The organism is Catenulispora pinisilvae, assembly GCF_015356865.1.
In the GTDB taxonomy this organism is placed as follows: Bacteria; Actinomycetota; Actinomycetes; order Streptomycetales; family Catenulisporaceae; genus Catenulispora; species Catenulispora pinisilvae.
Map to the genome: position 1 here is coordinate 1 of NZ_JAAFZA010000060.1, position 25833 is coordinate 25833.

Annotated in this window: 23 protein-coding genes, 1 pseudogene and 1 riboswitch; of the genes and pseudogenes, 11 read left to right on the forward strand and 13 right to left on the reverse strand. The window is 70.7% G+C overall.

Annotation, left to right across the window (positions count from 1 at the left end; translation table 11 throughout):
• Positions 1–226: 226 nt before the first annotated feature.
• From IZR01_RS18485 to IZR01_RS18500, 4 genes are all read right to left on the reverse strand, one after another.
• A complete protein-coding gene (locus tag IZR01_RS18485; protein WP_194924544.1) occupies positions 227–2374 on the reverse strand; it encodes a HelD family protein in 2148 nt (715 codons plus the stop codon).
• A 250-nt stretch (positions 2375–2624) separates the two neighbouring features.
• The gene (locus IZR01_RS18490) at positions 2625–3323 is read right to left on the reverse strand and encodes a copper homeostasis protein CutC (protein ID WP_194924545.1); all 699 of its coding nucleotides are present in this window, start codon (positions 3321–3323) and stop codon (positions 2625–2627) included.
• A 30-nt stretch (positions 3324–3353) separates the two neighbouring features.
• The gene (locus IZR01_RS18495; RefSeq protein WP_194898793.1) at positions 3354–4685 is read right to left on the reverse strand and encodes a PTS transporter subunit EIIC; all 1332 of its coding nucleotides are present in this window, start codon (positions 4683–4685) and stop codon (positions 3354–3356) included.
• A gap of 81 nt (positions 4686–4766) precedes the next feature.
• On the reverse strand, positions 4767–5525 hold the full coding sequence (locus IZR01_RS18500) for a GntR family transcriptional regulator (protein ID WP_194898792.1): 759 nt from the start codon (positions 5523–5525) through the stop codon (positions 4767–4769).
• 225 nt (positions 5526–5750) lie between these two features.
• Between IZR01_RS18500 and IZR01_RS18505 the strand changes: the two genes are divergently transcribed.
• The 5 genes from IZR01_RS18505 (at position 5751) to IZR01_RS18525 (ending at position 9309) form a co-directional block, all read left to right on the forward strand.
• Positions 5751–5981, forward strand: a complete 231-nt coding sequence (locus IZR01_RS18505; RefSeq protein ID WP_194898791.1) for a PTS sugar transporter subunit IIB — start codon at positions 5751–5753, stop codon at positions 5979–5981.
• A gap of 74 nt (positions 5982–6055) precedes the next feature.
• Positions 6056–6505 carry a PTS sugar transporter subunit IIA gene (locus tag IZR01_RS18510; protein WP_194898790.1) on the forward strand — a complete coding sequence of 150 codons (450 nt, stop codon included), beginning with the start codon at positions 6056–6058 and terminating at the stop codon, positions 6503–6505.
• A 32-nt stretch (positions 6506–6537) separates the two neighbouring features.
• Positions 6538–6807 (forward strand): HPr family phosphocarrier protein, encoded by a 270-nt coding sequence (locus IZR01_RS18515; RefSeq protein WP_194898789.1) that lies wholly within the window; start codon positions 6538–6540, stop codon positions 6805–6807.
• Positions 6800–8596, forward strand: coding sequence for a phosphoenolpyruvate--protein phosphotransferase (ptsP, locus tag IZR01_RS18520; protein WP_194924546.1), 1797 nt, complete (start codon positions 6800–6802; stop codon positions 8594–8596). Before IZR01_RS18515 ends, ptsP begins: the two co-directional genes overlap by 8 nt.
• Positions 8597–8682: 86 nt before the next feature.
• Positions 8683–9309 carry an HD domain-containing protein gene (locus IZR01_RS18525; RefSeq protein ID WP_194924547.1) on the forward strand — a complete coding sequence of 209 codons (627 nt, stop codon included), beginning with the start codon at positions 8683–8685 and terminating at the stop codon, positions 9307–9309.
• A 2-nt stretch (positions 9310–9311) separates the two neighbouring features.
• Here the strand turns inward: IZR01_RS18525 and IZR01_RS18530 are convergent, their stop codons facing one another.
• Positions 9312–9875, reverse strand: coding sequence for a helix-turn-helix domain-containing protein (locus IZR01_RS18530; RefSeq protein ID WP_194893869.1), 564 nt, complete (start codon positions 9873–9875; stop codon positions 9312–9314).
• Between the two features lie 79 nt (positions 9876–9954).
• Here IZR01_RS18530 and IZR01_RS18535 point away from each other — a divergent pair, with 79 nt between their 5' ends.
• Together IZR01_RS18535 and IZR01_RS18540 are read left to right on the forward strand one after the other, a co-directional pair.
• The gene (locus tag IZR01_RS18535) at positions 9955–10986 is read left to right on the forward strand and encodes an NAD(P)/FAD-dependent oxidoreductase (protein ID WP_194924548.1); all 1032 of its coding nucleotides are present in this window, start codon (positions 9955–9957) and stop codon (positions 10984–10986) included.
• Between the two features lie 180 nt (positions 10987–11166).
• Positions 11167–11442, forward strand: coding sequence for a DUF4031 domain-containing protein (locus IZR01_RS18540; protein ID WP_323746287.1), 276 nt, complete (start codon positions 11167–11169; stop codon positions 11440–11442).
• A gap of 82 nt (positions 11443–11524) precedes the next feature.
• On the opposite strand, the gene IZR01_RS18545 is transcribed toward IZR01_RS18540, so the two are convergent.
• From IZR01_RS18545 to thrC, 6 genes are all read right to left on the reverse strand, one after another.
• Entirely contained in the window at positions 11525–14407 is a 2883-nt protein-coding gene (locus tag IZR01_RS18545; RefSeq protein WP_194924549.1) for an ATP-binding protein, read from the reverse strand.
• Between the two features lie 107 nt (positions 14408–14514).
• Positions 14515–15078: a Uma2 family endonuclease gene (locus IZR01_RS18550; protein WP_194924550.1), complete on the reverse strand. Its 564-nt coding sequence runs from the start codon at positions 15076–15078 to the stop codon at positions 14515–14517.
• Positions 15079–15295: 217 nt separating this feature from the next.
• On the reverse strand, positions 15296–16921 hold the full coding sequence (groL, locus tag IZR01_RS18555) for a chaperonin GroEL (RefSeq protein ID WP_194893874.1): 1626 nt from the start codon (positions 16919–16921) through the stop codon (positions 15296–15298).
• Between the two features lie 394 nt (positions 16922–17315).
• On the reverse strand, positions 17316–17519 hold the full coding sequence (locus tag IZR01_RS18560) for a cold-shock protein (protein ID WP_194893875.1): 204 nt from the start codon (positions 17517–17519) through the stop codon (positions 17316–17318).
• Between the two features lie 353 nt (positions 17520–17872).
• On the reverse strand, positions 17873–18148 hold the full coding sequence (locus IZR01_RS18565; RefSeq protein WP_194893876.1) for a ubiquitin-like small modifier protein 1: 276 nt from the start codon (positions 18146–18148) through the stop codon (positions 17873–17875).
• A 67-nt stretch (positions 18149–18215) separates the two neighbouring features.
• The gene (gene thrC / locus IZR01_RS18570) at positions 18216–19466 is read right to left on the reverse strand and encodes a threonine synthase (RefSeq protein WP_194893877.1); all 1251 of its coding nucleotides are present in this window, start codon (positions 19464–19466) and stop codon (positions 18216–18218) included.
• A 15-nt stretch (positions 19467–19481) separates the two neighbouring features.
• Positions 19482–19614: riboswitch (SAM riboswitch) on the reverse strand.
• A 142-nt stretch (positions 19615–19756) separates the two neighbouring features.
• Between thrC and IZR01_RS18575 the strand changes: the two genes are divergently transcribed.
• Complete coding sequence (locus IZR01_RS18575; RefSeq protein WP_194893878.1) at positions 19757–20761, forward strand: glucosyl-3-phosphoglycerate synthase; 1005 nt, start codon at positions 19757–19759, stop codon at positions 20759–20761.
• On the opposite strand, the gene IZR01_RS18580 is transcribed toward IZR01_RS18575, so the two are convergent.
• Positions 20703–21458: an ArsR/SmtB family transcription factor gene (locus tag IZR01_RS18580; protein ID WP_194893879.1), complete on the reverse strand. Its 756-nt coding sequence runs from the start codon at positions 21456–21458 to the stop codon at positions 20703–20705. The two genes, IZR01_RS18575 and IZR01_RS18580, sit on opposite strands and share 59 nt — an antisense overlap.
• Positions 21459–21574: 116 nt before the next feature.
• Here IZR01_RS18580 and IZR01_RS18585 point away from each other — a divergent pair, with 116 nt between their 5' ends.
• Positions 21575–23017 carry an MFS transporter gene (locus IZR01_RS18585; RefSeq protein ID WP_194924551.1) on the forward strand — a complete coding sequence of 481 codons (1443 nt, stop codon included), beginning with the start codon at positions 21575–21577 and terminating at the stop codon, positions 23015–23017.
• A gap of 542 nt (positions 23018–23559) precedes the next feature.
• Here IZR01_RS18585 and IZR01_RS18590 read toward each other — a convergent pair.
• Positions 23560–23811 (reverse strand): annotated as a pseudogene (locus IZR01_RS18590) (DUF3263 domain-containing protein); the annotation flags it as partial.
• Positions 23812–23965: 154 nt separating this feature from the next.
• On the opposite strand from IZR01_RS18590, the gene nagA reads away from it, so the two are divergent.
• Both nagA and IZR01_RS18600 read left to right on the forward strand, forming a co-directional pair.
• Positions 23966–25129, forward strand: coding sequence for an N-acetylglucosamine-6-phosphate deacetylase (gene nagA / locus IZR01_RS18595; RefSeq protein WP_194893882.1), 1164 nt, complete (start codon positions 23966–23968; stop codon positions 25127–25129).
• A 469-nt stretch (positions 25130–25598) separates the two neighbouring features.
• A complete protein-coding gene (locus tag IZR01_RS18600) occupies positions 25599–25793 on the forward strand; it encodes a hypothetical protein (RefSeq protein ID WP_015796679.1) in 195 nt (64 codons plus the stop codon).
• The last annotated feature ends 40 nt before the right edge of the window (positions 25794–25833 follow it).

Here is a 25833-nt window from a genome sequence, read left to right on the forward strand (position 1 = left end):
AAAAAGACCCGACCCCCGAACAGCCCCCAGGCGGCTTGATAACCAGGCGGGTACCGTGCGGAACCGAACCTTGTTCGTCCTCTGCGTTAGCTCAGCGAAGGTACCGCCCACCTCGGCAAGGTCGTTTCGAGCCCTGCCCTAAGTGGGGCTCGGCTCTCCGGGCCCCACTCACGGTTTCAGCCCCGGGATGAGCCCGTAGCTCAGCTCAAGCCCATCTCAGCCCAGCTCACCTCAGCTGCACCGGCAGCGGCGCACTGTGCACCACATGCAGCCGCGACACCGCGCGGGTCAGCACCACATACAGCCGCCGCAGCCCTCGCGGTTCGGCGGCGACGATCTCGGCCGGCTCCAGTACCAGTACCTGGTCGTACTCCAGGCCCTTGGCCAGCGTCGCGGGTACCACGACCAGGCGGGGGCCGACCGTGTCGGCGAGTAGCGACTCGACCAGTTCGGCCTCGGTCTCGGTGGCGCCCTCGATGGCCGGGGCCGCGGGCTCGGAGCCGAGCACCGTGTGCTCGACGCCGGCGGTGGCCAGGGCGGCGGCGACGTCGGCGGCGCGTGCGTCGGCGGTGATCAGGCCGACGGAGCCCTCCTGGAGTTCCAGGGCGAGTTGGGCGGCGGTGACCATGGCCTCGACGAGGTCTGCTTGGTCCGGGACTGCGTCGATCTCCAGTGCGCCGCCCTGTTGCCGGACGGAGGTCGGGGGCAGTAGGCCGGGGGCGGCGTCGGGTAGGAGCTTGGCTGCGAAGTCGATGATCTGGCGCGGCACCCGGAAGCCGAGGGTCAGCTCCTCGATCAGTGCCTCCGGCTTGCCCAGGTGCTTCAGGGTCTCGGCCCAGGAGGGGGTCGCCCAGGGCGTGGTGCCCTGGGCGATGTCGCCGAGGACGGTGAGGCTGCCGGTCGAGCAGCGGCGGCCGACGGCGCGGTACTGCATCGCCGACAGGTCCTGGGCTTCGTCGAGGACGACGTGCGCCAGCGAGGGCAGCCGGTCGAGTTGGTCGTGGGCCTCGTCGACGAGGACCGCGTCGGCGCTGGACCACTTGGCGGTGCCCGGGGTGCGCGGAGCCTTCGGGCGGGTCGCGGTCCAGGCGATGCCGGCCTGCTCTTCGGGGGTGAGGATCCCTTCGGCGGCGGCCGCCAGGACCTCGGGGTCGGAGTAGAGCTCGAAGACCACCTTCACCGGGTCGATGGCCGGCCAGAGCAGGTTCACGGCCTTGCGCACCTCGCTGGTGCGGGCGACGGCGTTCTGCGTGCGGTCGTCGGTGGTCTCGCCGGCGGCCTCCATGCGGGAGAGGATCGCGTGGGCGATGCGCGGCGCGAGCATGGCGCGGCCGGCGCCGTAGCGGACGTCGCGCTCCTTGGTGACCGCGACCAGCTCGTCGAGCTCGGAGGCCGGGACCCGCCAGCGCCGGGAGCCGCGGACGATCATGATGCCCTCGGGCAGCGCCTCCCGGGCGGTGCGCAGGCGGGACCAGATGCTGTTGTGGAGTACCTGGGCCATGCGGGCGTCGCCCTTGACCACCCCGGACTGCGGCGGGTCGGTGGCCGTGATCTTCACTCGGGCCACCAGGTCGTCGACCGTGGTCTGGCCGACCTCGATCTCGCCGAGGGCGGGCAGGACCTGCTCGATGTACTTCAGGAACTCCTTGTTGGGGCCGACGACCAGGGAGCCGCCGCGGCGCAGCCGGTCGCGGTGCGCGTAGAGCAGGAAGGCGACGCGGTGCAGGCCGACCGCGGTCTTCCCGGTGCCCGGCGCGCCCTGGACGCAGACGCTGACGCCCACGTCGGCCCGCACGATCTCGTCCTGCTCGGGCTGGATGGTCGACACGATGTCGCGCATCGGCCCGGAGCGCGGACGCTCGATCTCGTCGGTCAGGATGCGGCTGGCTCCGGGCTCGCCGGCCGGGGCGACGGCGGAGGCCGGATCGGACAGCGGCTCGTCCTCGTAGCCGGTGATGGCACCCTGGGCGAAGCCGAAGCGGCGGCGCCGGTCCAGGCCCATCGGCACCTTCGGGGTGGCGCGGTAGAACGCGGTCGAGACCGGGGCGCGCCAGTCGATGACCATCGGCTCGCCGGACGCGTCGTGCACGTGCCGGCGGCCGATGTAGTAGTGCTCGCCCCGGAATTCGTGCGCCTCGGGGGTGTCGCCGTAGTCGAGGCGGCCGAAGAAGAGCGGGATGTTGGGATCGTCCATCAGCGCTTTGGCACGGTTGCGCAGAGCCGCCAGAAGGTTCTCGGTCGAGACGGCGTTGCCGCCCTCGGCCCGCAGGGTGAGTGCCTCCTCGCGCATCGACTTGAGCGCTGCGCGGGACTCGTCGAGGTGGGACTGCTCGGTGACGACGATCGGATCGGCGGCGTCACTGTATTCGGGCATGCCGGACTCCTGAAGAAGTAGAGGAAGAGACGCGCGCACGGCGACATGGCGCCGGGGCGTGTTAGGGGTTCTTCAGGCAGAGGTCCGCGCGGTTCTGTAAGGAGCGGAACCGCCGTACGTACCGGGCAAGGCGCAGCAGCCTAGCATATGGACGCCGGGTGAACGACTTCGGTCGGCAGCCGTCAGCGGTGCTCTCAGCGGTCCCCGCAGTGGGCCCGCTCGACCTTGCCCGGTATGAGCGTCGGCGCGGCTACCCCAGCGCCTTCCGCCACAAAGCGACCTTCTCCACATCCACCGGCGAGTCCCACGTCCCGGCCGCCCGCACAGCGGTCCCCACGTGGAACGCGTCCAGCCCGGCGGCACGCAGCGCCGGCAGCGCCTCGCGCGTCAGCCCGCCGCCGACCAGCACCCGGGGGCCGTCGGCCGCGCGCTCGTGCTCGGACTCGGCGCGCAGCACTTCCAGGCCGTCGCCGGAGGCCGGGAAGCCGCCCGAGGTCAGCACGGTGTCCAGGCCGGGGAGCTTGCGGATGGCGTCGTAGACGACCGCCCGGTTCGGGGCGGCGTCGATCGCCTTGTGGAACGTCCACTTCGCGCCGCCGAGGGCGTCCAGGACCGCGCGGACCGCCTCGATGTCGACCGTGCCGTCGTCGTCCAGCCAGCCCAGGACGAACTCCTCGGCGCCGGCCCGGCGCAGCGCCTCGGCCGCGTGCACGAGTTCGGCCACGCCCTGGACGCCGCCGGCCGAGAACCCGGCGCGGCGGCGGATCATCACCCGCAGGGGGAGGTCCACGGCCGCGCGGATGGCTTCGAAGGTCTCCACTGCCGGGTCGAAGCCCGAGTGCTCCATCGACGAGACCAGTTCCAGGCGGTCGGCGCCGCCGGCGGCCGCGGCACGGGCGTCGTCGGCGTCGACGGCGATGACTTCCAGCAGGGGCGTCGGATCAGACATAGGTGGCAGCCTGCCACATCCGCGCACGCACTAGGTCGATGTCGGTAACTCGTCGAGTTCCGGATCCGGTTCCCGGCCGGGGGTCTTCAGATTCAGCCATCTGATGGCGAAGCTGAACAGCGCGTAGTAGACCACGAAATAGATCGGCCCGACGATCAGGATCAGCCAGGGCTTGGTCGCCTTGCCCCAGTTCAGTGCGAAGTCGATCAGGCCGGCCGAGAAGTTGAAGCCGTCCTTGGCGCCCAGGCTCCACATCAGCGACATCGAGATGCCGGTCAGGACCGCGTGGATCGCGAACAGCACCGGCGCCACGAACATGAACGAGAACTCCAGCGGCTCGGTGACCCCGGTGACGAAGGACGTCAGCGCCGCCGAGATCATGATCGAGCCGGCCACCTTGCGCTTGGCCGGCAGCGCCGCGCGCCACATGGCCAGGGCCGCGCCGGGCAGGCCGAACATCATGATCGGGAAGAAGCCGGTCTGGAACAGGCCGGCGGTCTTGTCGCCGTTCAGGAAGCGGGCGATGTCGCCGTGGAAGGTGCCGTTGGCGTTGGTGTAGCTGCCGAACTGGAACCAGGGGAAGGCGTTCAGGATGTGGTGCAGGCCGAACGGGATCAGGGACCTGTTCAGGGTGCCGTAGATGAACAGGCCGATCGTGCTGTTGCGGGTGATCCACGTCGACAGGTCGTTGATGCCCTGGCCGATCGGGGACCAGATCCAGCCCATCACGACCCCGAGGAACAGGCAGGCCACGGCCGTGGCGATGGGCACGAAGCGGCGGCCGCCGAAGAACGCCAGCCAGGTGGGCAGCTTGATCCGGTAGTAGCGCTGCCACAGCAGCGCCGCCATGATGCCGACCAGGATCCCGCCGAGGACTCCGGTGGGGTTCGGCTGGTTCATGTCCAGCCCGAACTTCAGCCCGCCGGCCGGCACCGCCTCGTTCACGCCCTGGTCGGCGTTCTTGATCACCAGGCCCAGGACCTGGGCCTTGAGCTTGGAGCCGGCGAACATCTGCATCGAGACGGCGTTGTAGACCAGGTAGCCGACGATGGCGGCGACCGCGGTGGTGCCGTCGGACTTCTTGGCGAAGCCGATGGCCACCCCGATGGCGAAGATCACCGGGAGGTTGTTCAGCAGCGAGTTGCCGCCGGCCTGCATGACGGCCCCGACGGTCTTGAGGCTGTGGAAGCGTCCGAGCATGTCGTCCTGGCCGAACCGGACCAGCAGACCGGCCGCCGGGAGCGTGGCGATCGGCAGCATCAGGGACTTGCCGATGCGTTGCAGCACCGCGAACGTCTTGCTCCCCCACCCGGGCTCCTTCGGAGCCGGGACCGGGGCCGCCGCGGCAGCTTCTACGCTCATCAGGTGGTCCTCTCGGTGTGCCACGTAATGCCAAGCCCCGCAGCCGCGTGATGGATGCGTCGGTGAGCGTGCCCTGCTCGGTTACGGGTTGCGGACTATCGGACGCGCTGCCTGCGCGAGCGGCACCCACAGCTGGTACCGGTCCCCGCGATAAGCAGACGTCGCATATTCCACTTGCACATCTTCAGCAAAAGAACGCCTCGCCATGACCAGAACTACGCCGTCAGAGCGAATACCGAGAAGCGGCGCGTCCTCGGCGGCGGTCGTGGCCGCCTCGATCGACTGTTCCCCCCAAGTGAGTACGATCCCGTACTCCTCGGCAAGGTACCGGTACAGCGACTCCGGCGCCCCCGCTTCCACCAGTCCCGGGACGATCCGCTCCGGCAGGTGCGTGCGTTCGATCGCCATCGGGATGCCGTCGGCGTAGCGCAGCCGGACCAGGCGGACCACCGGCTCGCCGGACTCCACCTCCAGGTGGCCGGCCAGGGCGCTGGAGGCGTGGATCCGTTCGAAGGACAGGGTGCGGGAACTGGCGGTCATGCCGCGCCGGCGCATGTCCTCGGTGAAGCCCACTAAACGGATCTGCACGTCCATCTTCGGCTGCGCGACGTAGGTGCCGCGGCCCAGGCGCCGCTCCAGCCGGCCGTCGGCGACGAGCGCGTTGATCGCCTGGCGCACGGTCATCCGGCTCAGGCCGTGCTGCTCGGCCAGGTCCCGCTCGGAGGGGATGGGCGAGCCGGGCTCCAGCCCGTCCGCGATCATCCGGCCCAGGAGGTCCTTGAGCTGCAGATGCTTGGGCACGGAGCTGGTCGGGTCGATGCCCGCGGCCTCATCGCTCATGTCACCGGACTAGACCACCGGCGCCACATCGGTGTCAACTGGTGTCGACTACTCACAAGGCGTCGTGCCCGGCGCCGCCCGCCGGGTCCGGCGGCGCCCGGTTCCACAGACGGCGCAACCGGGCCACCGGTCATCAAGCCTTTGACTGCCAAGTGGAATAATGTCCGATGTGTCACCATCCCGGGCCCGCCGCACCGCGGGCCCGGCGGAACAAGGAGAGTGCCCGTGAGCAAGGCCGAGCAGATCATCGCCGGACTGGGCGGCGCCGACAACATCGTCGAGCTGGAGCCCTGCATCACCCGGCTGCGCACCGAGGTCCGGGACGGTTCCAAGGTCAACGAGGCCGCGCTGAAGGCGGCCGGAGCGCACGGGGTGATGAAGGTCGGCAACAACGTCCAGGTGGTGGTGGGTCCGGAGGCGGACACGATCGCCAACGACATCGAGGACCTGATGTAGCCGGCTCGCGGTACGGCACCGGCCCGCGTGCGCACCCACCGGCGACATCGCCCCGAGCACCACGAGTGAGCACCATGGACATCTCCATCTCCTCTCCGCTGACCGGCACGGCCATCGGCCTGGCCCAGGTCCCCGACCCGGTGTTCGCCGGCTCGATGGTCGGCCCCGGCGCCGCCGTCGACCCCGAGCGCGCGCCGCAGGTCGCCGTGGCCCCGATCGCCGGCCGGCTGGTCAAGCTCAAGCCGCACGCCTTCGTCGTGCAGTCCGAGGACGGCCGCGGCGTGCTGGTCCACCTCGGGATCGACACGGTGAACCTGGACGGCGCCGGTTTCGAGCTGGTCGCGGCCGAGGGCGACCAGCTGCGGGCCGGCCAGCCGATCGTGACCTGGAACCCGGCCGACGTGCAGGCCCGCGGGCTGTCCCCGGTCAGCCCGGTGATCGCGCTGGACGCCGAGACCGCGGCCATCGAGGCGATCGTGGCCGGCGCGGTCGCCGCGGGCGATGAGCTGTTCCACTGGCGCTGAGCCGCCCCGGCCCCATAACGAAGGACCCTGACATGCCCCAGCGCACCGTGACGGTGGCCTCCAAGATCGGGCTGCACGCCCGGCCGGCCGCCGTCTTCGTCAACAAGGCCAAGGAGCTGCCGGTGCCGGTGACCCTGGCCAAGGACGGCGGCGCGCCGGTGAACGCCAAGTCGTTGCTCGCGATCATGACGTTGGACGTGCGCGGCGGCGAGCGGGTGACGCTGGCCGCGGCCGAGGGCCAGGGCGCGGCGGCGGCCGTGGACGAGCTGGCCGACCTGTTGGAGACCGACTTCGATGGCTGAGGCAGGGGCCGCGCCAGCCGAGTCCACGGGAACCGGGCCGGTGCAAGCCAGGTCCACGGAAACCGGGTCGGCGCCAGCCGAGTCCGCGGAAACCGAGTTCTCGGAAACCGAGTTCCAGGGCGTCGGAGTCGGCACCGCCGCGGTGGCCGGACCGGTCGCGCGGATGGGCCAGCCGCCGCCGGAACCCCCTGACGGGCCGGCCGCGGACGACGCCGGTGACGAGCGCGCCAAAGCCTTCGCCGCCCTGGCCGCGGTCGCCGCGGACCTGCGCGCCCGGGGCACGGCGGCCGGCAGCCCCACCGCCGACGTGCTCGAAGCCCAGGCCATGATGGCCGAGGACCCGGAGCTGGAAGACGGCGTCCGGGCCCGCACCGACGCCGGCAAGACCGCGGCCCGCGCCATCCACGAGACCTTCGCCGAGTACCACGACCAGTTCTGCGCTCTCGGCGACTACATGGCCGGCCGGGTCGCCGACCTCGACGACATCGCGGCCCGGGCGGTCGCGGTCGCGAGCGGCGTGCCGATGCCGGGGCTGCCGCGCCGCACCGAGCCCTACGTCCTGGTCGCCGCCGACCTGGCCCCGGCCGACACCGCGCTGCTGGACCCGCACCTGGTGCTGGCCCTGGTCACCGCCGAGGGCGGCCCGACCTCGCACACCGCGATCCTGGCGCGGGCCCTGGGCATCCCGGCCGTGGTCGGCGCCGCGGGCGTGCTGGCCCTGACCGATGACACGACGGTGCTGGTGGACGCCGCCGCCGGGACGGTGATCGGGCGCCCCTCGACCGAGGCGATGGAGGCCGCGGTGACGCGCTCCTGCGCGGCGGCGGCCGCGTCCGCGCTCACCGGGCCGGGCCGGACGTCCGACGGCACCGCGGTGAAGCTGCTGGCCAATATCGGGGGCGCCGCCGACGTGCCGTCGGCGCTGGCGGCCGACGCCGAGGGCGTGGGGCTGTTCCGGACCGAATTCCTGTATCTGGACTCCGACGAGCCGCCGACGTTCGATGCCCAGGTCAAGGCGTACAAGGACGTGTTCGACGCGTTCCCGGCCGAGGCCCGGGTGGTGGTGCGGACGCTGGACGCCGGGGCGGACAAGCCGCTGCCGTTCGTCCCGCTGGGCGAGGAGCCGAACCCGGCGCTGGGGGTGCGCGGGCTGCGCGCGTTCCGGGCCTTCGACGGACGCAACGAGGCAGTGCTGCGCACCCAGCTGCTGGCGATCCGGGAGGCGGCCGGCACCAGCGCGCCCGAGGTGTGGGTGATGGCGCCGATGGTGGACGAGATCACCGAGGCCGAGTGGTTCTGCGAACTGGCCGCCGGCTGCGGTCTGGACGTGGCCGGCGGCCGGGTCGGGATCATGGTCGAGACCCCGGCCTCGGCCCTGACCGCCGGCGCGATCCTGGGCGGACGCACGGGATTCGCCTCGATCGGGACCAACGACCTGACTCAGTACACGATGGCCGCCGACCGGATGCTGGGCGCGGTCGGCCCGTTGCAGGACCCCTGGCACCCGGCGGTGTTGAAGCTGATCGGGGCGGCCGGAGCCGCCGGGGAGGCGACGGGCAAGCCGATCGGCGTGTGCGGGGAGGCCGCCGCCGATCCGCTGCTGGCCTGCGTACTGGTCGGGCTGGGGGCGCGGTCACTGTCGATGGCGCCGTCGGCGATCGCGGAGGTGCGGGCGGCGTTGGCGGCGCGGACGGTGTTGGAGTGCGTGGCGATGGCGGCGCGGGCTTCGGGGGCGGCTACAGCGCGGGAGGCTCGAAAGGCTGCGGCTGCGGCTGCGGCTGCGGAGTAGCGCGGGCCGGGAGCCGTTGTCCCCACCCGGAGCCCCGCCCCACCCACGCGCGTTGCGGTCGTGATCGATCGGCGTAGGCTGCGGCCATGGCGCTGTCGCTACATGATCGCTGGCTGATCCTCGCGGGCATCACCCCGGAGAGCACCCGCCTGGGCGAGGGCCTGGTCGCCCGCTGGGCCGAACCACATCGCCGCTACCACACCCTGGACCACCTGACCCGGGTACTGGACGGCGTGGACGAATTCGGCGACTTCGCCGACGACGTGGCGGCGGTTCAGTTCGCGGCATGGTTCCACGACGCGGTATACGACGGCGGCACGGCGAGCGCCGACAACGAGGAGCTGAGCGCCCAGCTGGCCGAGGCGGAGCTACCGGCGCTGGGCGTGCCCGAGGCGCGGATCGCGGAGGTGGCGCGACTGGTGCGGCTGACGAAGGGACACGCGGTGGCCGACGGGGACCGCAACGGCGCCGTGCTCTGCGACGCCGACCTCGCGGTGCTCGGCGGCGACGCCGCGGCTTACGGCGCTTACGCCGAGGCGATCCGGCAGGAGTACGCCGAAGTCCCGGACGAGCTGTTCCGGCCGGGACGCGCCGCGGTGCTGCGGGGGTTGCTGGAGCTGCCGGAGTTGTTCCGAACGCCGGTCGCGGTGCAGCGCTATGACGTTCGCGCCCGGGCGAATCTGAGTGCTGAGATCGCGGCGTTGGAGCAGTAGCCCTACCCCCACTGGCCACGAGAGCGGGCGCGCACGTGCACCCGCTCCCCCTGCGGCCCGAACAGCGTCAGCAGCTCCACCGGCACCGGCCCGGCGGCGCCGAACCAGTGCGGGACGTGCGTGTCGAACTCGGCGGCCTCGCCCTTGCCGAGGATCAGGTCGTGTTCGGCGAGCAGCACGCGCAGCCGACCGCTGAGGACGTACATCCACTCCCAGCCTTCGTGGGTGCGCAGTTCCGGGTTCGGGTCGTCGTCCTGGCGCGGCGGGAGCGTCATCTTGTAGGCGCGCAGGCCGCCGGGTTCCTTGGTGAGCGGGACGATGACGCGGCCGTCGCCCTGCTTGCGGGGCGGCTCGGCGCGGCCCACGAGTTCGTCCAGCGAGGCCTCGTAGAGATCGGCCAGCGGTAGCAGCTGCTCCAGGGTCGCGCGGCGGCCGCCGGTTTCCAGGCGGGACAGGGTGCTGACCGAGATGCCGGTGGCGGCCGCGGCCTCGGCCAGGGTCAGGGCCTTCGTGCGGCGGGCGGTGCGCAGGCGGGTGCCGATGCCGGCGGCGAGCTGGTCGTCCATGGCCCCAGTTTGCCAAGTCGGCAACTTTTCTTGCCCGGGGGCACGCCGGTGGCGCATCGTCGGCGGCGGAGGTGATCGCATGTCGACCCAGACCAGCGACGATCAGCACAACGAGGATCTTCAGCACAACGAGGATCTTCGGCACGACGAGGATATCGACACCGACGCCCAGAGCGGGCGTCCCGAGTACGACGCCGTCATCGTCGGCGGCGGCGCCGCGGGCCTGTCCGCCGCCCTGATGCTCCTCCGCGCCCGCCGCCGGGTGCTCGTCGTGGACTCCCGCGCCCCGCGCAACGCCAAGGCCGACCACATGCACGGCTACCTGTCCCGCGACGGCATGTCCCCGCTGGAGCTGCTGGTACTCGGGCGCGACGAGGTGCTGTCCTACGGCGGCGTGGTCGTGACGGACTACGTGGAGAAGGCCGAGCGCACCGAGGACGGCTTCCACGTGTCGCTGGCCAGCGGGTGCGAGGCGAGCGCGCGGCAGCTGCTGGTCGCCACCGGCCTGACCGACGTGCTGCCGCAGATCCCGGGGATGCGCGAGCTGTGGGCCACGGACGTGCACGTGTGCCCGTACTGCCACGGCTGGGAGGTGCGGGACCAGGCGCTGGCGACGGTGGCGACCGGGCCGTTCTCCACGCACCACACGCTGCTGCTGCGCCAGTGGACCGACGACCTGGTGTACTTCCTGAACGGCCAGCCGCTGGCGGACGAGGACCGTGCGAAGCTCACGGCGCGCGGCATCCGGATCGAGGAGCGGCCGGTGCGACAGCTGGCGACCCAGGACGGCCGGCTGAGCGCGGTCGAGCTGGCGGACGGCACGCGGGTCCGGCGCGAGGCGGTGTTCCTGGTGCCGCGCTTCGAGTCCAACGGCACCCTGCTCGACGCCCTCGGCTGCGAGAAGGACCCCGACACCGGCTGGACCAAGACCGGCATCGGCGGCCGCACTTCGGTCCCGGGCGTGTGGGCGGCGGGCAACGTCGTGGACCCGAGCGCCGGCGTGATCGCGGCCGCGGGTGCGGCTAGTTTCACCGGCGCGCAGATCAACGCCGCGCTGGTGGAGGCCGATGTCGAGGCCGCGGTTGCTGCGGCGGCGGCGACGCGAAGCTGATCCGGCGGCCGCGGCGCGGAGCCGTGGCTGCGGCGGCTGCGCGAAGCTGACCCGGTGGTCGCGGCGCGGCGCTGCGGCTGCGGCGGCGCGAAGCCGAGGTAGCAGGCGCAGCAGCGCACAGCCACGGCGGCAGCACCGGCGGCTCCCTCGCCGTCCCGACGATTGTGCTTTGATGACCCCGTGATCCTCATCGACCCACCGACCTGGCCCGGCCACGGTCGCCTGTGGTCCCATCTGGTGAGCGACACGTCATTCGCCGAGCTCCACGAGTTCGCCGAGCGGCTGGGCGTCCCCGCGCGGGGCTTCGAGCGGGACCACTACGACCTGCCGTCGCACCTCTACGACCGGGCGGTCGCGGCCGGGGCCACGCCGGTCCGGTCCCGCGAGTTGCTCGCCCGGCTCACCGCCGCCGGACTGCGGCGTCCGAAGCACCCGCGGCGACCGCGCGGCCGGTAGGCATGCCGGACCCGGCGCTCCTGGCGGAAGCGCCGGGCCAGAACCCTGCGATCCTACGGTGCTACCCAGAGCCCTGCGAAACTCACCGCCGCAGCCGCTCGCGCCGCCCCACCGGCAACCGGATCGACCGCACCGAGCCCGCCCGCCGGCGAGCCGGCTGCGGCTCGAAGCTCGCCGCCGCCTCCTTCGCCTCGGCCTCGGCCCGGGACGCGGCCGCGCGATCGCCGGTCGCCCGCAGGGCTTTCGCGAGGTCGGCCAGGATCTCAGCCTCCTGCCACGGCTCCTCGTACCGGGCCGCGGTGGCCGCCGCCTCCCGGTACAGCCGCACCGCCTCGGCCGCCCGCCCCTGCGCCATCCACACCGAAGCCTGCATCCAGCGAACCCGCATCAGACCCCACGGATCCTCGTAGCGCTCGGCGAGCGCCGCCGCGTCCTCCAGATGCTGGTCGGCCACATCCAGCCGCCCCTCCTCGCGACGTACCCAGGCCAGCACCCGCAACGTATAGCTCTCCCACAGCCCCAATCCCAGCTGCTGGAACGTCTCCAGCACCGGCATCATCAGCTCGACGGCCTCCTCGACCCGTCCCTGCTCCATCCGGAGCATCGCCAGGCGGCGGCCGACGACGGCGGTCCAGTACCGGTAACCGGAGTCGTTGAAGGTGTCGAACGACTGCCACATCAGCGCTTCGGCCTCGACCGGCCGATGCTGCCGCAGCCGCAGCATCGCCAGGTCGAAGACCGCCGAGGCGCGCCAGTACCAGTGCCCGAGTTCGGTGAGAGTGTCGACGGCCGACGTCAGCTGCTGCTCGGCCTCGGCGAACTTGTACCGGCGGTTGAGCAGGATGCCGAGGTCGCGCCGGGCCCGCGCGGCTTCGGCGGGCTGCCGCACGTTCTGGTCCACGCCCTGGTCGACGGCGTCGCTCTCGAACAACGCCAGCGCGGCCCGGATCGCCTGCTCGGCATCGGTGAAGCGGCGCAGACCGGCGTAGGCCTCACACAGGTCACGCAGCACCCGCGCCTCGGCCAGCTTGTTGCCCAGCTCGCGCGACAGTTCCAGGGCCTGCTCGAGATCGTGCACGGCGGCGGCGAAGTGCCCGGCGAAGTAGTGGCCGCGGCCGATCCAGCGCAGGGTGTAGGCCTCGCCGGGGCGGTGGCCGATCTCGCGGCACAGCCGCAGGGCGACCGTGAAGTGCTGCTCGGCCTCATCGAAGCGGTCCTGGTAGTGGCGCAGGACGCCGAACCCCTGGTGGATGATCGACTCGGCGCGCCGGTCGCCGCGCCGGGTGGCGGCGTCCAGTCCGGCGCGCAGCACGCCGTCCCAGCGGTTCCAGACGGTGTAGACGGTCTCCAGCACCCGGGCCAGGACCACGGATATCTCCCAGCACAGGTCCCACAGCTGCTGTTCGTGGACCCGCTCGACCATGCGGCCCAGCCGCCGGCAGTCGCCGAGCAGCCAGCGGGTCGGGGCGTACTCGGCGTAGCGGAGCAGGTCGGGGTCGTCGACGTGCCAGTGCTCGGCGCTGGAGGGCAGGACGCCGCCGGCCCGGCCGTGCCGGGGCACGGTGGGATCGGTGAGGTGTTCGGCGTATTCGGCCAGGGTGAGGAACGCGCCGCCCAGGCGGGCCAGGGCGGAGCGCCGCTCGTCGGGGGTCTCCTCGGCGGCGAGGCGTTCCTCGGCGTATTCGCGGACGAGGGCGTGGAAGCGATACTCCGCGCCGTTGGGCACGCCCCGCCCCGCGCGTTCCAGGAGCTGGGCCTCCACCAGGTCTTCCATGACCGCCGACGCCTCGGCGACCGGGATGTCGAGCAGCGGCGCCGGGGCCCACTCCCGCAGGGATATCGACGGGAACAGGGTCAGCAGCCGGAAGGCCCGGCGGCTGCGGGGGCTGAGGTCGGCGTAGGAGACCTCGATGGCGTCGCGGACGCGGACGTCGCCGGAGCGGAACTCCTCCAGGCTGAGGCGGTCGGCCAGCTCGGCCAGCGTGCGGTGTTCGTCGGCGGCCAGGCGCGCGGCGACCAGGCGCAGGGCCAGCGGGAGACCGCCGCAGGCGCGGATGATCTGGCGGGCCGCGTCGGGCTCGTCGTCCACCCGGCGGGCACCGACCTGGCGGACCAGCAGTTCGCGCAGCGAGTCGTCGTCCAGACCGCCGACGGTGAAGGGCTCGGCTTCCAGCAGGCCCAGCGGCCGGCGGCTGGTGATGACCGTCGCGCAGCCTCGGACCCGGGCCAGCAGCGGACGGACCTGGGCCGCGGACTTGGCGTCGTCCAGGACCACCAGCACCCGCCGGCCGACGAGGCGGTCGTGGTAGAGCCGCCGCCGCGCCTCCTCCTCCGGTGGCACCTCACCGGTGCGGACACCGAGCGCGGAGAGCAGACGGCCCAGCGCGGTCGCGGGATCGGGCGCGTCCAGCCCGGTGGCCCCGGCACCGAGCGAGAGGTGCAGGACGCCGCCGGGATAGTCGCTGCGCACCTCCTCGGCGAACTGCACCGCCAGCGAGGACTTGCCGACGCCGCCCATGCCGTACAACGCCAGAACCGGCGCGCCGCGCCCGTCGTTCGCGACCCGCTGAAGCATGACGCGCAACTGGTCGAGCTGCTGCCGCCCCACGAACTGCTCATCGGCGGGCGGCAGCTCCAGACTCACCGGCGCGGATCCGTTGGCCACGCCCGGATCCGGCCACCGATGCCGCCCGCTCTCCGCCGCCGCCCCCGCACCCTCGACGATCAGCCACTCGGTCCCGATGGCGAGGATGCCGGTGATCAGCGACACGGCGATCAGGGCGAGGGTCCACACCACGAGATTCCCGCGCGCGGAGACCTGCAAGACGATCGCCCCGGACGTGACGATCGTGTTTCCGATGACCAGGATGAACCGCCGCCGCTGCCCCGGACTCAACCGCACCAGCCGCCGCGGATGGTTCAGCCACCGGAAAATGCGGTGGTGCCCGCGCGCTGGTGAGGCCATACGCTCTCCCGTCTCAGAAGACTGACGTTTTCATTACGCCAGAGATCGGAGAGGGGGCACAAGGGCGCGGGCGGGGGTCGGCTACGGACAACGGCTGCGCGGACCGGTCAGAGCTCGCGGGGCCGCGGTGCCCGCGGGGTGAAATCGGTCAGGGTGAAGGAGAACGGCGCGGGGAGTTCGAGGTCCGAGCCGAAGGGGACGCGGATGTCGGCCCGGTAGTCCTGGGCTTCGACATCGGGCTGGCTGAACAGCACAGACTCAACGTTCTGGCGATCAACCAGCAGGTAAAAGGGGATGCCCGCGGCGGCATAGGCACGACGCTTGGCAACACGATCCGATGCTCTCATCGATGAAGTGATCTCCACGAGCAGGAGAATCCCCTCGGGACTGCCCCACGGCGGCTTCCCCCCGAAGGTGTCCGGCTCGGTGATCGTCATGTCGGGGATGTAGTCGCCCAACGGCGTCTCGATACCCCGGTGCCCGGAGACCTCGATCTCGATAGCCGACTTCTTCACAAGCTGGTTGTTCAGCTTGGCGAAGACCTGTTCGTGGGTACCGTGTGGTGGCGGATTCACGATGATCTCTCCCGCGATGAGTTCAGCGCGGTACTCAGGGCCGAGCATGTCGTCGAACCGGTGGAACTCGCGCCGCGTTTCCGCTGAGATCGTCATCAGTGGCTCCCTGGTACCGCCATGGGCGTCAGAGTGTCCCGTTGTCGTCACACTCCGAGCATAGACTCACACGCCACATGCAGCGCGAGGGAAGCGAACCGGAAAGTAATCACCCAGAAGGGTAAAAATCCGTTCGAATACGCCGAAAGCGGCCCCGACCGAAGTCGGAGCCGCCCGCGGTTCGATCCAGTTCCGAACCAGAACCCTGAGCCGAGGCTCAGAAGTCCATGTCGCCGCCGGGCATGCCGCCGCCGGCCGGGGCCGAGGCCTTCTCCGGCTTGTCGGCGATGACCGCCTCGGTGGTCAGGAACAGCGCGGCGATGGAGGCCGCGTTCTGCAGCGCCGAGCGGGTGACCTTGGCCGGGTCCAGGATGCCGGCCTTGATCATGTCGACGTACTCGCCGGTGGCGGCGTTCAGGCCGAAGCCGGTCTCCAGGTTGCGCACCTTCTCGACCACCACGCCGCCCTCAAGGCCGGCGTTGACCGAGATCTGCTTCAGCGGGGCCTCCAGGGCCAGGCGCACGATGTTCGCGCCGGTGGCCTCGTCGCCGGCCAGGTCGATCTTCTCGAACGCCTGCTTGCCGGCCTGGATCAGGGCCACGCCGCCGCCGGCGACGATGCCCTCCTCCACGGCCGCCTTGGCGTTGCGCACCGCGTCCTCGATGCGGTGCTTGCGCTCCTTGAGCTCGACCTCGGTGGCCGCGCCGGCCTTGATCACCGCGACGCCGCCGGCCAGCTTGGCCAGCCGCTCCTGCAGCTTCTCGCGGTCGTAGTCGGAGTCCGACTTCTCGATCTCGGCGCGGATCTGGTTCTTGCGGCCCTCGATCGAGTCGCTGTCGCCGTCGCCGTCCACGATCGTGGTCTCGTCCTTGGTCACCACGACCTTGCGGGCCTTGCCCAGCATCTCCAGGCCGACGGAGTCCAGCTTCAGGCCGACCTCCTCGGAGATGACCTGGCCGCCGGTCAGGATCGCGATGTCGCCGAGCATGGCCTTGCGGCGGTCGCCGAAGCCGGGGGCCTTGACCGCGACCGACTTGAAGGTGCCGCGGATCTTGTTCACGACCAGGGTGGCCAGCGCCTCGCCCTCGACGTCCTCGGCGATGATGACCAGCGGCTTGCCGCTCTGCATCACCTTCTCCAGGATCGGCAGCACGTCCTTGACGTTGCCGATCTTGGAGTTCGCGATCAGCAGGTAGGGGTCGTCGAAGGACGTCTCCATCCGCTCCAGGTCGGTGGCGAAGTAGGGCGAGATGTAGCCCTTGTCGAAGCGCATGCCCTCGGTGAGCTCCAGCTCCAGCCCGAAGGTGTTGCTCTCCTCGACGGTGATGACGCCTTCCTTGCCGGCCTTGTCCATCGCCTCGGCGATCATGTCGCCGATCGCGGTGTCGGCGGCCGAGATCGAGGCGGTCGCGGCGATCTGCTCGCGGGTCTCGACGTCCTTGGCCATCGCGGACAGCTCGCCGGACACCGCCTCCACGGCGGCCTCGATGCCGCGCTTGAGCGCCATCGGGTTCGCCCCGGCCGCCACGTTGCGCAGGCCCTCGCGGACCAGCGCCTGGGCCAGCACGGTGGCGGTGGTGGTGCCATCGCCGGCGACGTCGTCGGTCTTCTTGGCGACTTCCTTGACCAGCTCGGCGCCGATCTTCTCGTAGGGGTCCTCGAGCTCGATCTCCTTGGCGATCGACACGCCGTCGTTGGTGATCGTGGGGGCGCCCCACTTCTTCTCCAGCACGACGTTGCGGCCACGCGGGCCGAGGGTCACCTTGACCGCGTCCGCGAGCTGGTTCATGCCGCGCTCCAGGCCGCGCCGGGCTTCCTCGTCAAACGCGATGATCTTCGACATTGTGGTACAGACCTCCCACACCAGGGATCCTTGGCGAACCGTCAGGCGCCCGCGACGGACGGCCCGCCGCCGTGTCCGGTCCCTACCGGGTGACGGGGAGCCTCGCCTGAAAGGTTCTCTCATTTGGCACTCTCGGTGTGAGACTGCCAAGCTCAATGATTAGCACTCTCCCTCGGGGAGTGCAAGCCAGTGCCCGGCGAGCCGGTCCACAGACTTCCGGGCCGACAGACTGCCGACAGACTTCAGGGCCCGCCCCGTAGTACGGGAGCGGGCCCTGAAGGTGAGTAGGTGCTTACGGTTGTTACGGACGGGCAGCGGCGTGACCCCGAATGGTCGCGACCCGGTGGTGGAGACCGGCGCGGGACGAACTGGTCCGGTGCCGGGCTGCGGATCGCTAGACGAGGACGCGGACCATGTCGGCCTGCGGGCCCTTCTGGCCCTGCGAGATCTCGAACTCGACCCGCTGGTTCTCCTCCAGGCTGCGGTATCCGTCCATCTGGATCGCGCTGTAGTGGACGAAGACGTCCGACCCGCCGTCGACCGCGATGAACCCGTAGCCCTTCTCCGCGTTGAACCACTTGACGGTGCCCTGAGCCATTCCGTACTCCCCTTGCTGCCGGCTCTAGACGGAGTGGGCTACCCCCTGTTGGAACACCCACCCCATTTTCCGGCCCGCACCCCGCGAGCCAGGGTCTGCGTTCGCCGCCGTACCACCCGCCGTACCAAGAGGGTTGAGCTGGAGGGATCTCGCCGAATCGTTCGACCGGCGCTGAGACTAGCCAATGTGACGCACGGTACAACAGGCCTAAATCTCAGAGATATTTCAGAGGTTCGTAAGTGGTGCGCAGACAAATGCGGACCGATCCCCGCGTATCTTCTCGCACCGAACACGGTGAGTAGATAACGATACGGGAACCGGTCCTTCTCAGGGCACACCGGGGTGCCGGCGCGTCAGCCCCCTGCGACGGCCGGGATGATGGAGACGTTGCCGTTCTCCGGCACCGCGGTCCCCAGCCCCTCGGCGAAGCGCACGTCGTCGTCGTTCACGTAGACGTTCACGAAACGCCGCAGCTTGCCGTCGTCGTCCAGGACCCGCGCGCGGATACCGGTGTGGTCGGTCTCCAGCTGGTCGATCACCTCCGCCAGGGTACCGCCCGCGACCGACACCTCGGCCTTCCCGTCGGTGTAAGTACGCAGGATGGTGGGAATCCGTACGGTGATGCTCATAGCCATGCTCCTTACTCAATCCCCTCGCGGGGCATCATGCCGATGAAGAATGCGCGAACAACCCGTTTCAGAGCGTCGCGCGGAAGGCGTCCAGGGACGGCTTGATAACAGCGGTCGGCCCGCAATCGGAGACCGCGTCAAGGGTCTTCAGCCCGTCGCCGGAGTTGATGACCACGGTCAGCGCCTCCGGGTCCAGCCGCCCGTCCTCGGCGAGCTTCTTCAGCACCCCGACGGTCACGCCGCCGGCGGTCTCGGCGAAGATGCCCTCGGTGCGCGCCAACAGCTTCACGGCGGCCCGGATCTGGTCGTCGGTCACGTCCTCGACGGTGCCGCCGGAGCGCCGGGCGATGTCCAGCACGTAGGGGCCGTCGGCCGGGTTGCCGATCGCCAGCGACTTGGCGATGGTGTCGGGCTGCTTCACCGGGCGGATGACGTCGATACCGTCCTTGTAGGCCTGCGAGACCGGGGAGCAGCCGGAGCCCTGGGCCCCGATCACCTTGTACGGCGTGTCCTCGACCAGGCCGAGCTTCACCAGCTCGCGGAAGCCCTTGTCGATCTTCGTGAGCTGCGAGCCGGAGGCCACCGGGACCACGATCTGCTCCGGCAGCCGCCAGCCGAGCTGTTCGGCGATCTCGTACGCCAGGGTCTTGGAACCCTCGGCGTAGTAGGGCCGCAGGTTCACATTGACGAAGCCCCACTTCTCGCCGAGCTCGTCGCCGATCAGCTCACTACAGAAGCGGTTGACCTCGTCGTAGGTGCCGTCGATGGCGATCAGCCGGCCGCCGTAGACGGAGGCGACGACGATCTTCTCCTTCTCCAGGTCCGACGGGATGAACACGCACGAGTCCAGGCCCGCGCGCGCCGCCGCGGCTCCGACCGCGCCGGCCAGGTTGCCGGTGGAGGAGCAGGAGAGAGTGGTGTAGCCGAAGGCGTGGGCGGCCTGGACGGCGATCGCGACGACCCGGTCCTTGAAGGAGTGTGTCGGGTTGCCGGAGTCGTCCTTGACGTGGAGGTTGGCCAGGCCCAGTTCGCGCCCGAGGTGCTGGGCGCGGACCAGGCGGGTCCAGCCGGGGTTCGTGGTGGGCCGGGTGGCGACGTCGGCCGGGACCGGCAGCAGCGGGGCGTAGCGCCAGATGGAGGCGGGGCCGGCGGCGATCTGCTCGCGGGTCACGGTCCCGAAGTCGTAGGAGATCTCCAGGGGGCCGAAACACTCTTCACAGGCGAATTTCGGGCCGAGATCCGTGGTGTGACCACACTCACGACAGGAGAGGTGGGCGGCGGGGCCGAAGGGGGCGACCGTGGATGGGGTGCCGGACATGACGCGAGGTTCCTTTCCTCATCTTTCCCACGGCTCGGCGGCTGCCGCGTGGGCCGGAGTTGGCACCGCGCCGTGCCACGATGAGGTGGCAAAACGGATGGTTGCCGGAGCGTCGTAGGGCCGGTCCCTCAGCTCCTCTGGATGAGCGCTTTATGAAGTTGTCGCTATGGAGCGTAAGCCTCAGACGGCCTCATGGGACCTACCCGTCCGGATCCCGAGACAGCAGCGAGTCTGTCCGGTCGCCTACTCTTGAAGTGGTCGCCGATACCGATTTCAGAGTGGAGAGCCCGGTGCTGGAAGAGGTGGAGCGGTGGCTTGCCGCGCGCTCCTCGAAGGCGTCGGACTGGCCGTTGGCGCGGCTGCTCGACGCGAAGCGGGCCGCCGGGGCCCGGATCAGCGTGGTGCTGCCCGCACTGGACGAGGAGGAGACGGTCGGCGCGATCGTCTCCACCGTCCGCGAGGACCTGATGGAAGCCGCCCCGCTGGTCGACGAACTGCTAGTGGTGGACTCCGGCTCGGCCGACCGCACGGCGGAGAACGCGGCCGCGGCCGGGGCGAAGGTGCTGCACCGCGACGAGATCCTGCCGGCCGTCCCCTCGGTGCGCGGCAAGGGTGAGGTGCTGTGGCGCTCGCTGGCCGCGACCACCGGCGACCTGGTGTGCTTCGTGGACGCCGATCTGCAGGCGTTCTCCTCCACGGTGGTCACCGGCGTGCTCGGACCGCTGCTGTCCACCGAGGGCGACCCCATCCACCTGGTCAAGGCGATGTACGACCGGCCGCTGGTGGCCGGCTCCGCGGTGCTGCCGGCCGGCGGCGGCCGGGTCACGGAGTTGGTGGCGCGGCCGATCCTGAACCTGCACTGGCCGCTGCTGGCCGGCTTCGTGCAGCCGCTGGGCGGGGAGTACGCGGCGCGCCGGACGCTGCTGGAGCGGCTGCCGTTCCCGACCGGCTACGGCGTCGAGACCGCGATGCTGATCGACACCCTGGCGCTGGTCGGGCTGGACGGCATGGCGCAGGTCGACGTCGGGGTGCGGCTGCACCACCACCAGGACGACGCCGGCCTGGGCCGGATGGCCAGCGAGATCATGCAGGTGGCGTGGGAGCGGCTGCACCGCGAGGGGCGGATAGTGCCCGGCGAGGACGCCGTCGAGCCGCACACGCTGATGACGCAGTTCCATCGGGAGGCCGAGGGCTTCGCGCCGCGTTCGACCGATGTGACAGTGATGGAGCGGCCGCCTATGCGGACTCTGCTTCGGGGGCAGGAGCTTGCGCGGTCTCAGGCATCCGGGGCCTGAACCAGGAGACCAGCCCTTCGACCCGGACGCCGTCCGGGTCCCGGGGGAACTCGTCGAACTCGGTGACCAGATCCTCCAGCCGGCGCTGGAAGTCGTCGGCGCGCTCGGCGGAGATGGTCGCCGACAGGTTTATCAGGATCCCGCGCTTCTTCGCCGTCTCCTCGTCCGCTTCGGGTTTGTCCAGCTCGACCGACCGGAGCATCCGGTCGCGGTAGTCGTTCAGGCTCCCCGCGATCACGTCGTTCATGGCCTCGCGCGTCTCGTCGAGGTTCTCGGCGGGGTTGATGGAGACCTGGGTCTGCATCGCCCGGTACTTGGTCTCGACGATGCCGGAGACCACCCGGGTCTCGGCGGGCTCGATCAGGCCGGCCTCCTGGAGCACCTTGAGGTGCCGGTAGAGCTTGGTCTGCGGCTGGTCGAGGTCCTCGGCCAGCTCCTTGGCCGACTTCGGCAGCCCGTCACGGGTCAGCGCGCGCAGGATCGCCAGCCGCGTGGGGTCGGCGAGCGCCTTGATCGTGTCGACGTCGGTGACGGTGCGCACCACTTCCTGCAACAGCGCGACCTGCTCGCGGGCGCCGGCGACTTCCTCGTGCACCTCGCGGAGCGCCTGGTCCACCTGGGTTTTGGCGTCCTCGACGGCGCGCCGCGCCACGTGGAACACCCCGGCTAGGTCAGAGGTCGTCCTGTCGCTGCCCATGGCTTCCATCTTGCCAGACGCTCACGGATGCGTCATCATTCACTCAAGCGTGAATAGTGCTGAGGGTGTGAATGCTCTCGCTAGAGCGAACGTTCATGAACCAGGGAGGGTTCACGATGACCGCAACAACGCTCGAGCCGACGGGGGACGCGGCGATGGACGACATGCTGGAGGACTTCGCACAGGCCACGGCCGGGGCGCTTTCCACCACCGGAACCACCGAGACCACGGCCGGCGCCGAACTGACCGCCGCCGACTCGGCGAAGCCCGCCGCCGCCTCGGCCGAGCCCACGCGGCCCACCGCCAAGCCGCTCCCCCTGCGCCGCAACCGCAACTTCAACCTCCTGTGGGGCGGCGCGGTCACCGCGCTCCTCGGCCTGTCGACCGCTGACATCGCCTACCCGCTGGTGATCCTGGCGATGACCGGGTCGCCGCTGCGGGCCGGACTGTTCGCCACCGTCCAGCTCATCACCTCGGTGCTGGCGACGCTGCCGGTCGGCCACTTGATGGACCGCGTGGACCGGCGCCGCCTGCTCCTGCTGTCCGAGGCCGTCCGCACCGTCGCGGCCGGCTCCGTGGCCGTCGCCTACTTCCTCGGCACCCTGACCTTCTGGCACCTGCTGCTCACCGCCGCCGCGCTCGGGGCCATCCAGCCCTTCGCCGGGGCGCGCACCCTGCTGATCCGGCAGGTCGTGGCGCCGGAACAGGTGCCGGCCGCGCTCACCGCCGAGCAGGTGCGCCAGCAGGGATGCGAGCTGGCCGGGCCGCCGCTGGGGGGCGCGTTGTTCGGGATCTCGCGGGCGCTGCCGTTCCTGTTCGCCGCGTTCACCGGGGTCGTGTCGCTGCTCACCGTGGTGTTCCTGAAGCTGCCGAAGTCCGTCACCACCGCGGGCTCCGCCGACGCCGCCGAATCCGAACCCAAGGGCGAGGCCGGGGGCGGGAAGGCAGACGGCGGCGTGCTGCTGGGCCTGAAGACCATCATGGGCAACCCGGTGATGCGGGCCACCACGCTGGCCCTGTGCCTGGTCAACACCGCCGGCTACCCGGTCTTCCTGAGCCTGATCGTGCGGATGCACCAGAACCACGCCGCCTCCGGCACCACCGGCCTGGTGGTCGGGGCGATGGCGCTCGGCGGGCTGGCCGGGACCGCGCTGGTGAAGCCGCTGCACAAGGTGCTGCGGCCGGGCTGGCTGGTGATCGTGGCCTGCATGGTGTTCGCGGTCGGCAACTTCGGGATGACCTGCTTCGCCGCCCCCCTCGTGGACGCCGCGTTCCTGGCGCTCAGCGGCGCGGTGATCCCGTCCGCGGTGGTGATGGTCAACGTGCTGATCCTGCAGGCGGTGCCGGACGAGCAGCGCGGCCGGACCGCCGCCGCGCTGGACATGTTCCTGCTGATCGGGATGCCGGCCGGGATGCTGGTGGCCAGCGCCGCCTTGCAGTGGTTCTCCCCTACCGCGACGCTGCTGGGCCTGTCGCTGCTGATGACGGTCGCGATGCTGTACGCGGCGTCCCAGAAGGCGCTGCGGGCCGCGCAGTGGCCGCGGGCTCAGGCTTCCTGAGCCCCTTGTGGACCGGGGAGTGTCGGCTGGCGCTGTGTGGAGCGCCGTGGCCGGCACTCCCCTTATATGCCGCCTTGTGTAGGTGACGGGCCACTTCGCGGACCGCGGAATGCCTCTCGTGGTTCGCCGAGTGCATTTTGTGGGCAGTATGCAGCACGTGCGCCGCGGGATGGTGGGTATGCAGCCGGTGCACCGGGTGTTCGTGGACTGGCTCGCCGACGCGCGAGGCGAGCGGCACGATGGTCTTCACGACGCTCGCCGCGGGGGCCGACGGACGCGGTTTGGGCGGGGCGCCGCCGAACAGGCCCAGGCCCGCCAGCAATCCGGTACCGCAGACCGCCACCACCGCGGCCAGCAGCGCCGGACGGCTCATCGGCCGCGGCTCGCTCACCAGCCCCAGACGATCCCGGTACGCCGGCCCCTCGTACTCAGCGGGCTCGGCGGATCCCCGGTCAAGCGGCTCGGTCCCGGTCATGCCCCTCATTAGACACAGGCCGGGGCTCCCCGTCGGCGTCCGGGCCGATGTCGGACACCCGTTTCACCCGTCCGGACCTGGCGCGCTGCCGTGCGGCGCGCAGCCGGCGCAGGCGCTTGACCACCTCCGGCTCCAACGCCAGCGCCGCCTCGTCGTCCAGCAGCGCGTTCAGCAACTGGTAGTAGCGGGTCGCAGAGATCTGGAACCGCTCCCGGATCGCCTGCTCCTTGCTGCCGGCGTTGCGCCACCACTGTTTCTCGAAAGCCAGGATCGCGCGGTCCCGGTCCGTCAATCCGCCCCCGGACTCGCTGCTGTTCATGCAGACCAGAGTACGGCTGGAGACCCACACCGCACCCATGCACCCCGATGGCGTACCGTGGGTCCGTCATTTACAGGTCTATACCAATCAAATCAGGTCCGAGTCCGGCCTTGCCCGCTCCATCCGCTCCTATTTTTCTGCCGACAGGTTTGCGATGACACTGCTGACGAACGCCCGGATCGTCCTCCCCGACGGCGTGCGAGCCGACGGCTGGCTGCGCGTGGAGGGCCACCGGATCGCCGAGGTGGGCCCGGCGGGCTCCGCACCGGAACCGTCCAACACGGACCCGCACGAGGCCTCCATAGACCTGGCCGGACGCCATCTGCTGCCCGGCTACGTCGACATGCACAACCACGGCGGCGGCGGTGCGGCCTTCAGCTCCGGCGACGTCGAGCAGGCGGTGCGGGCCGCGGCCTTCCACCGCGCGCACGGCACCACCACGATCATGGCCTCCACGGTCTCCACCGAGCTGGACGACCTGCAGCGCTACCTGTCCGATCTGGCCGGCCTGGTCGAGGACGGACTGCTGGCCGGGCTGCACCTGGAGGGGCCGTTCATCTCCAAGGCCCGCTGCGGCGCCCACGACCCGGCCCTGCTGCGCGCGCCGGACCCGGCCCTGCTGCGGCCGCTGCTGGCCGCGGGCCGCGGGACCGTGAAGATGGTGACCCTGGCCCCGGAGCTGGACTACGGCATCGAGGCCACCGCGCTGCTGGCCAACTCCGGCGTGATCGCCGCGGTCGGGCACACCGACGGCGGCTACGGCATCACCGAAGAGGCGTTCTCCAACGGCGCCCGGGTGGCCACCCACCTGTTCAACGCCATGCCCGGGGTGCACCACCGCGAGCCCGGCCCGGTGGTGGCCGCGATCGAGGACGAAAGCGTGATCGTCGAGCTGGTCAACGACGGCATCCACGTGCACCCGGCGGTGATCGGCATGGTCTTCAACGCCGTCGGCCCGCACCGGGTCGCGCTGATCACCGACGCCATGGCCGCGGCCGGCCGGCCGGACGGCATGTTCCGGCTCGGCGCGCTGGACGTGGAGGTCTCGGCCGGGGTGGCCCGGCTGGCCGGCGGCGGCTCGATCGCCGGCAGCACCCTGACGATGGACGTGGCGCTGCGGCGCGCGGTGCGCGAGTTGGGCCTGTCGATCCAGGACGCCTCGGTGTCGGCCTCGCTGACCCCCGCGCGGGCGTTGGGCCTGGACCACGAAGTCGGCTCGGTCGAGGCCGGCAAATTCGCCGACTTCGTCGTCCTCGACGACGAACTGGAAGTGTGCGGCGTGATGAAGCGGGGCGAGTGGGCCCTCGCGCCGAAGTAGCCCGGCGAATCAGTGCCGATACTTCAACGCCGGTAATTCAATACGCGTAATCCCGCGGCCCGGCGGCGCGATTCCGACCCGTATCCATCGGCTTTAAACCATCAACTCCTTGAGCCTATCTTGGCAAGGAGGTACTCTCCGGTGCGCTCTTCACGCCCGGATCAGAACCCGTCCACCTCGGGGTTCCCACCGGCATCACCCGTTCGCACTCCCGTTCCGGCCGAACCGGGTCAGCTGCGCCGCTCGGGTGAATCTCCACCCCTTCCGACCGCATTCCAGCTATAAAAGCCGGTCCCGCTGGGCGAGAATCCAGAAGTGAGCTTCATCTGAATCTGGTTTTCATCTCCCATCGGGAACGAATGGCCCCGCCAGCCGGGCGACGGCCACTCTCCATAGCCGACCGCATCACAAGGTAGAACGCACGGCGACCGAAAGACGCCGGGCACTCGCAGGCGAAGGAGTCGCTGTCATGGTCTTCTCGGTATCCGGTGTGCTGCTCCTGGGCATCATCACCTTCATCCTGTTCCGCAAGGACGGGCTCAAGGTCTCGCACATGATCGTGTGCGCACTGCTCGGCTTCTACCTGGCGTCCACCTCGATCGCCCCGAACATCAAGCAGAGCGGCGCATCCATCGCCAGCTTCATCAGCAACCTGCACTTCTAGCCCGGCCGCTGGCGGCCGTGACGGCGACGAAGAGCTGAGA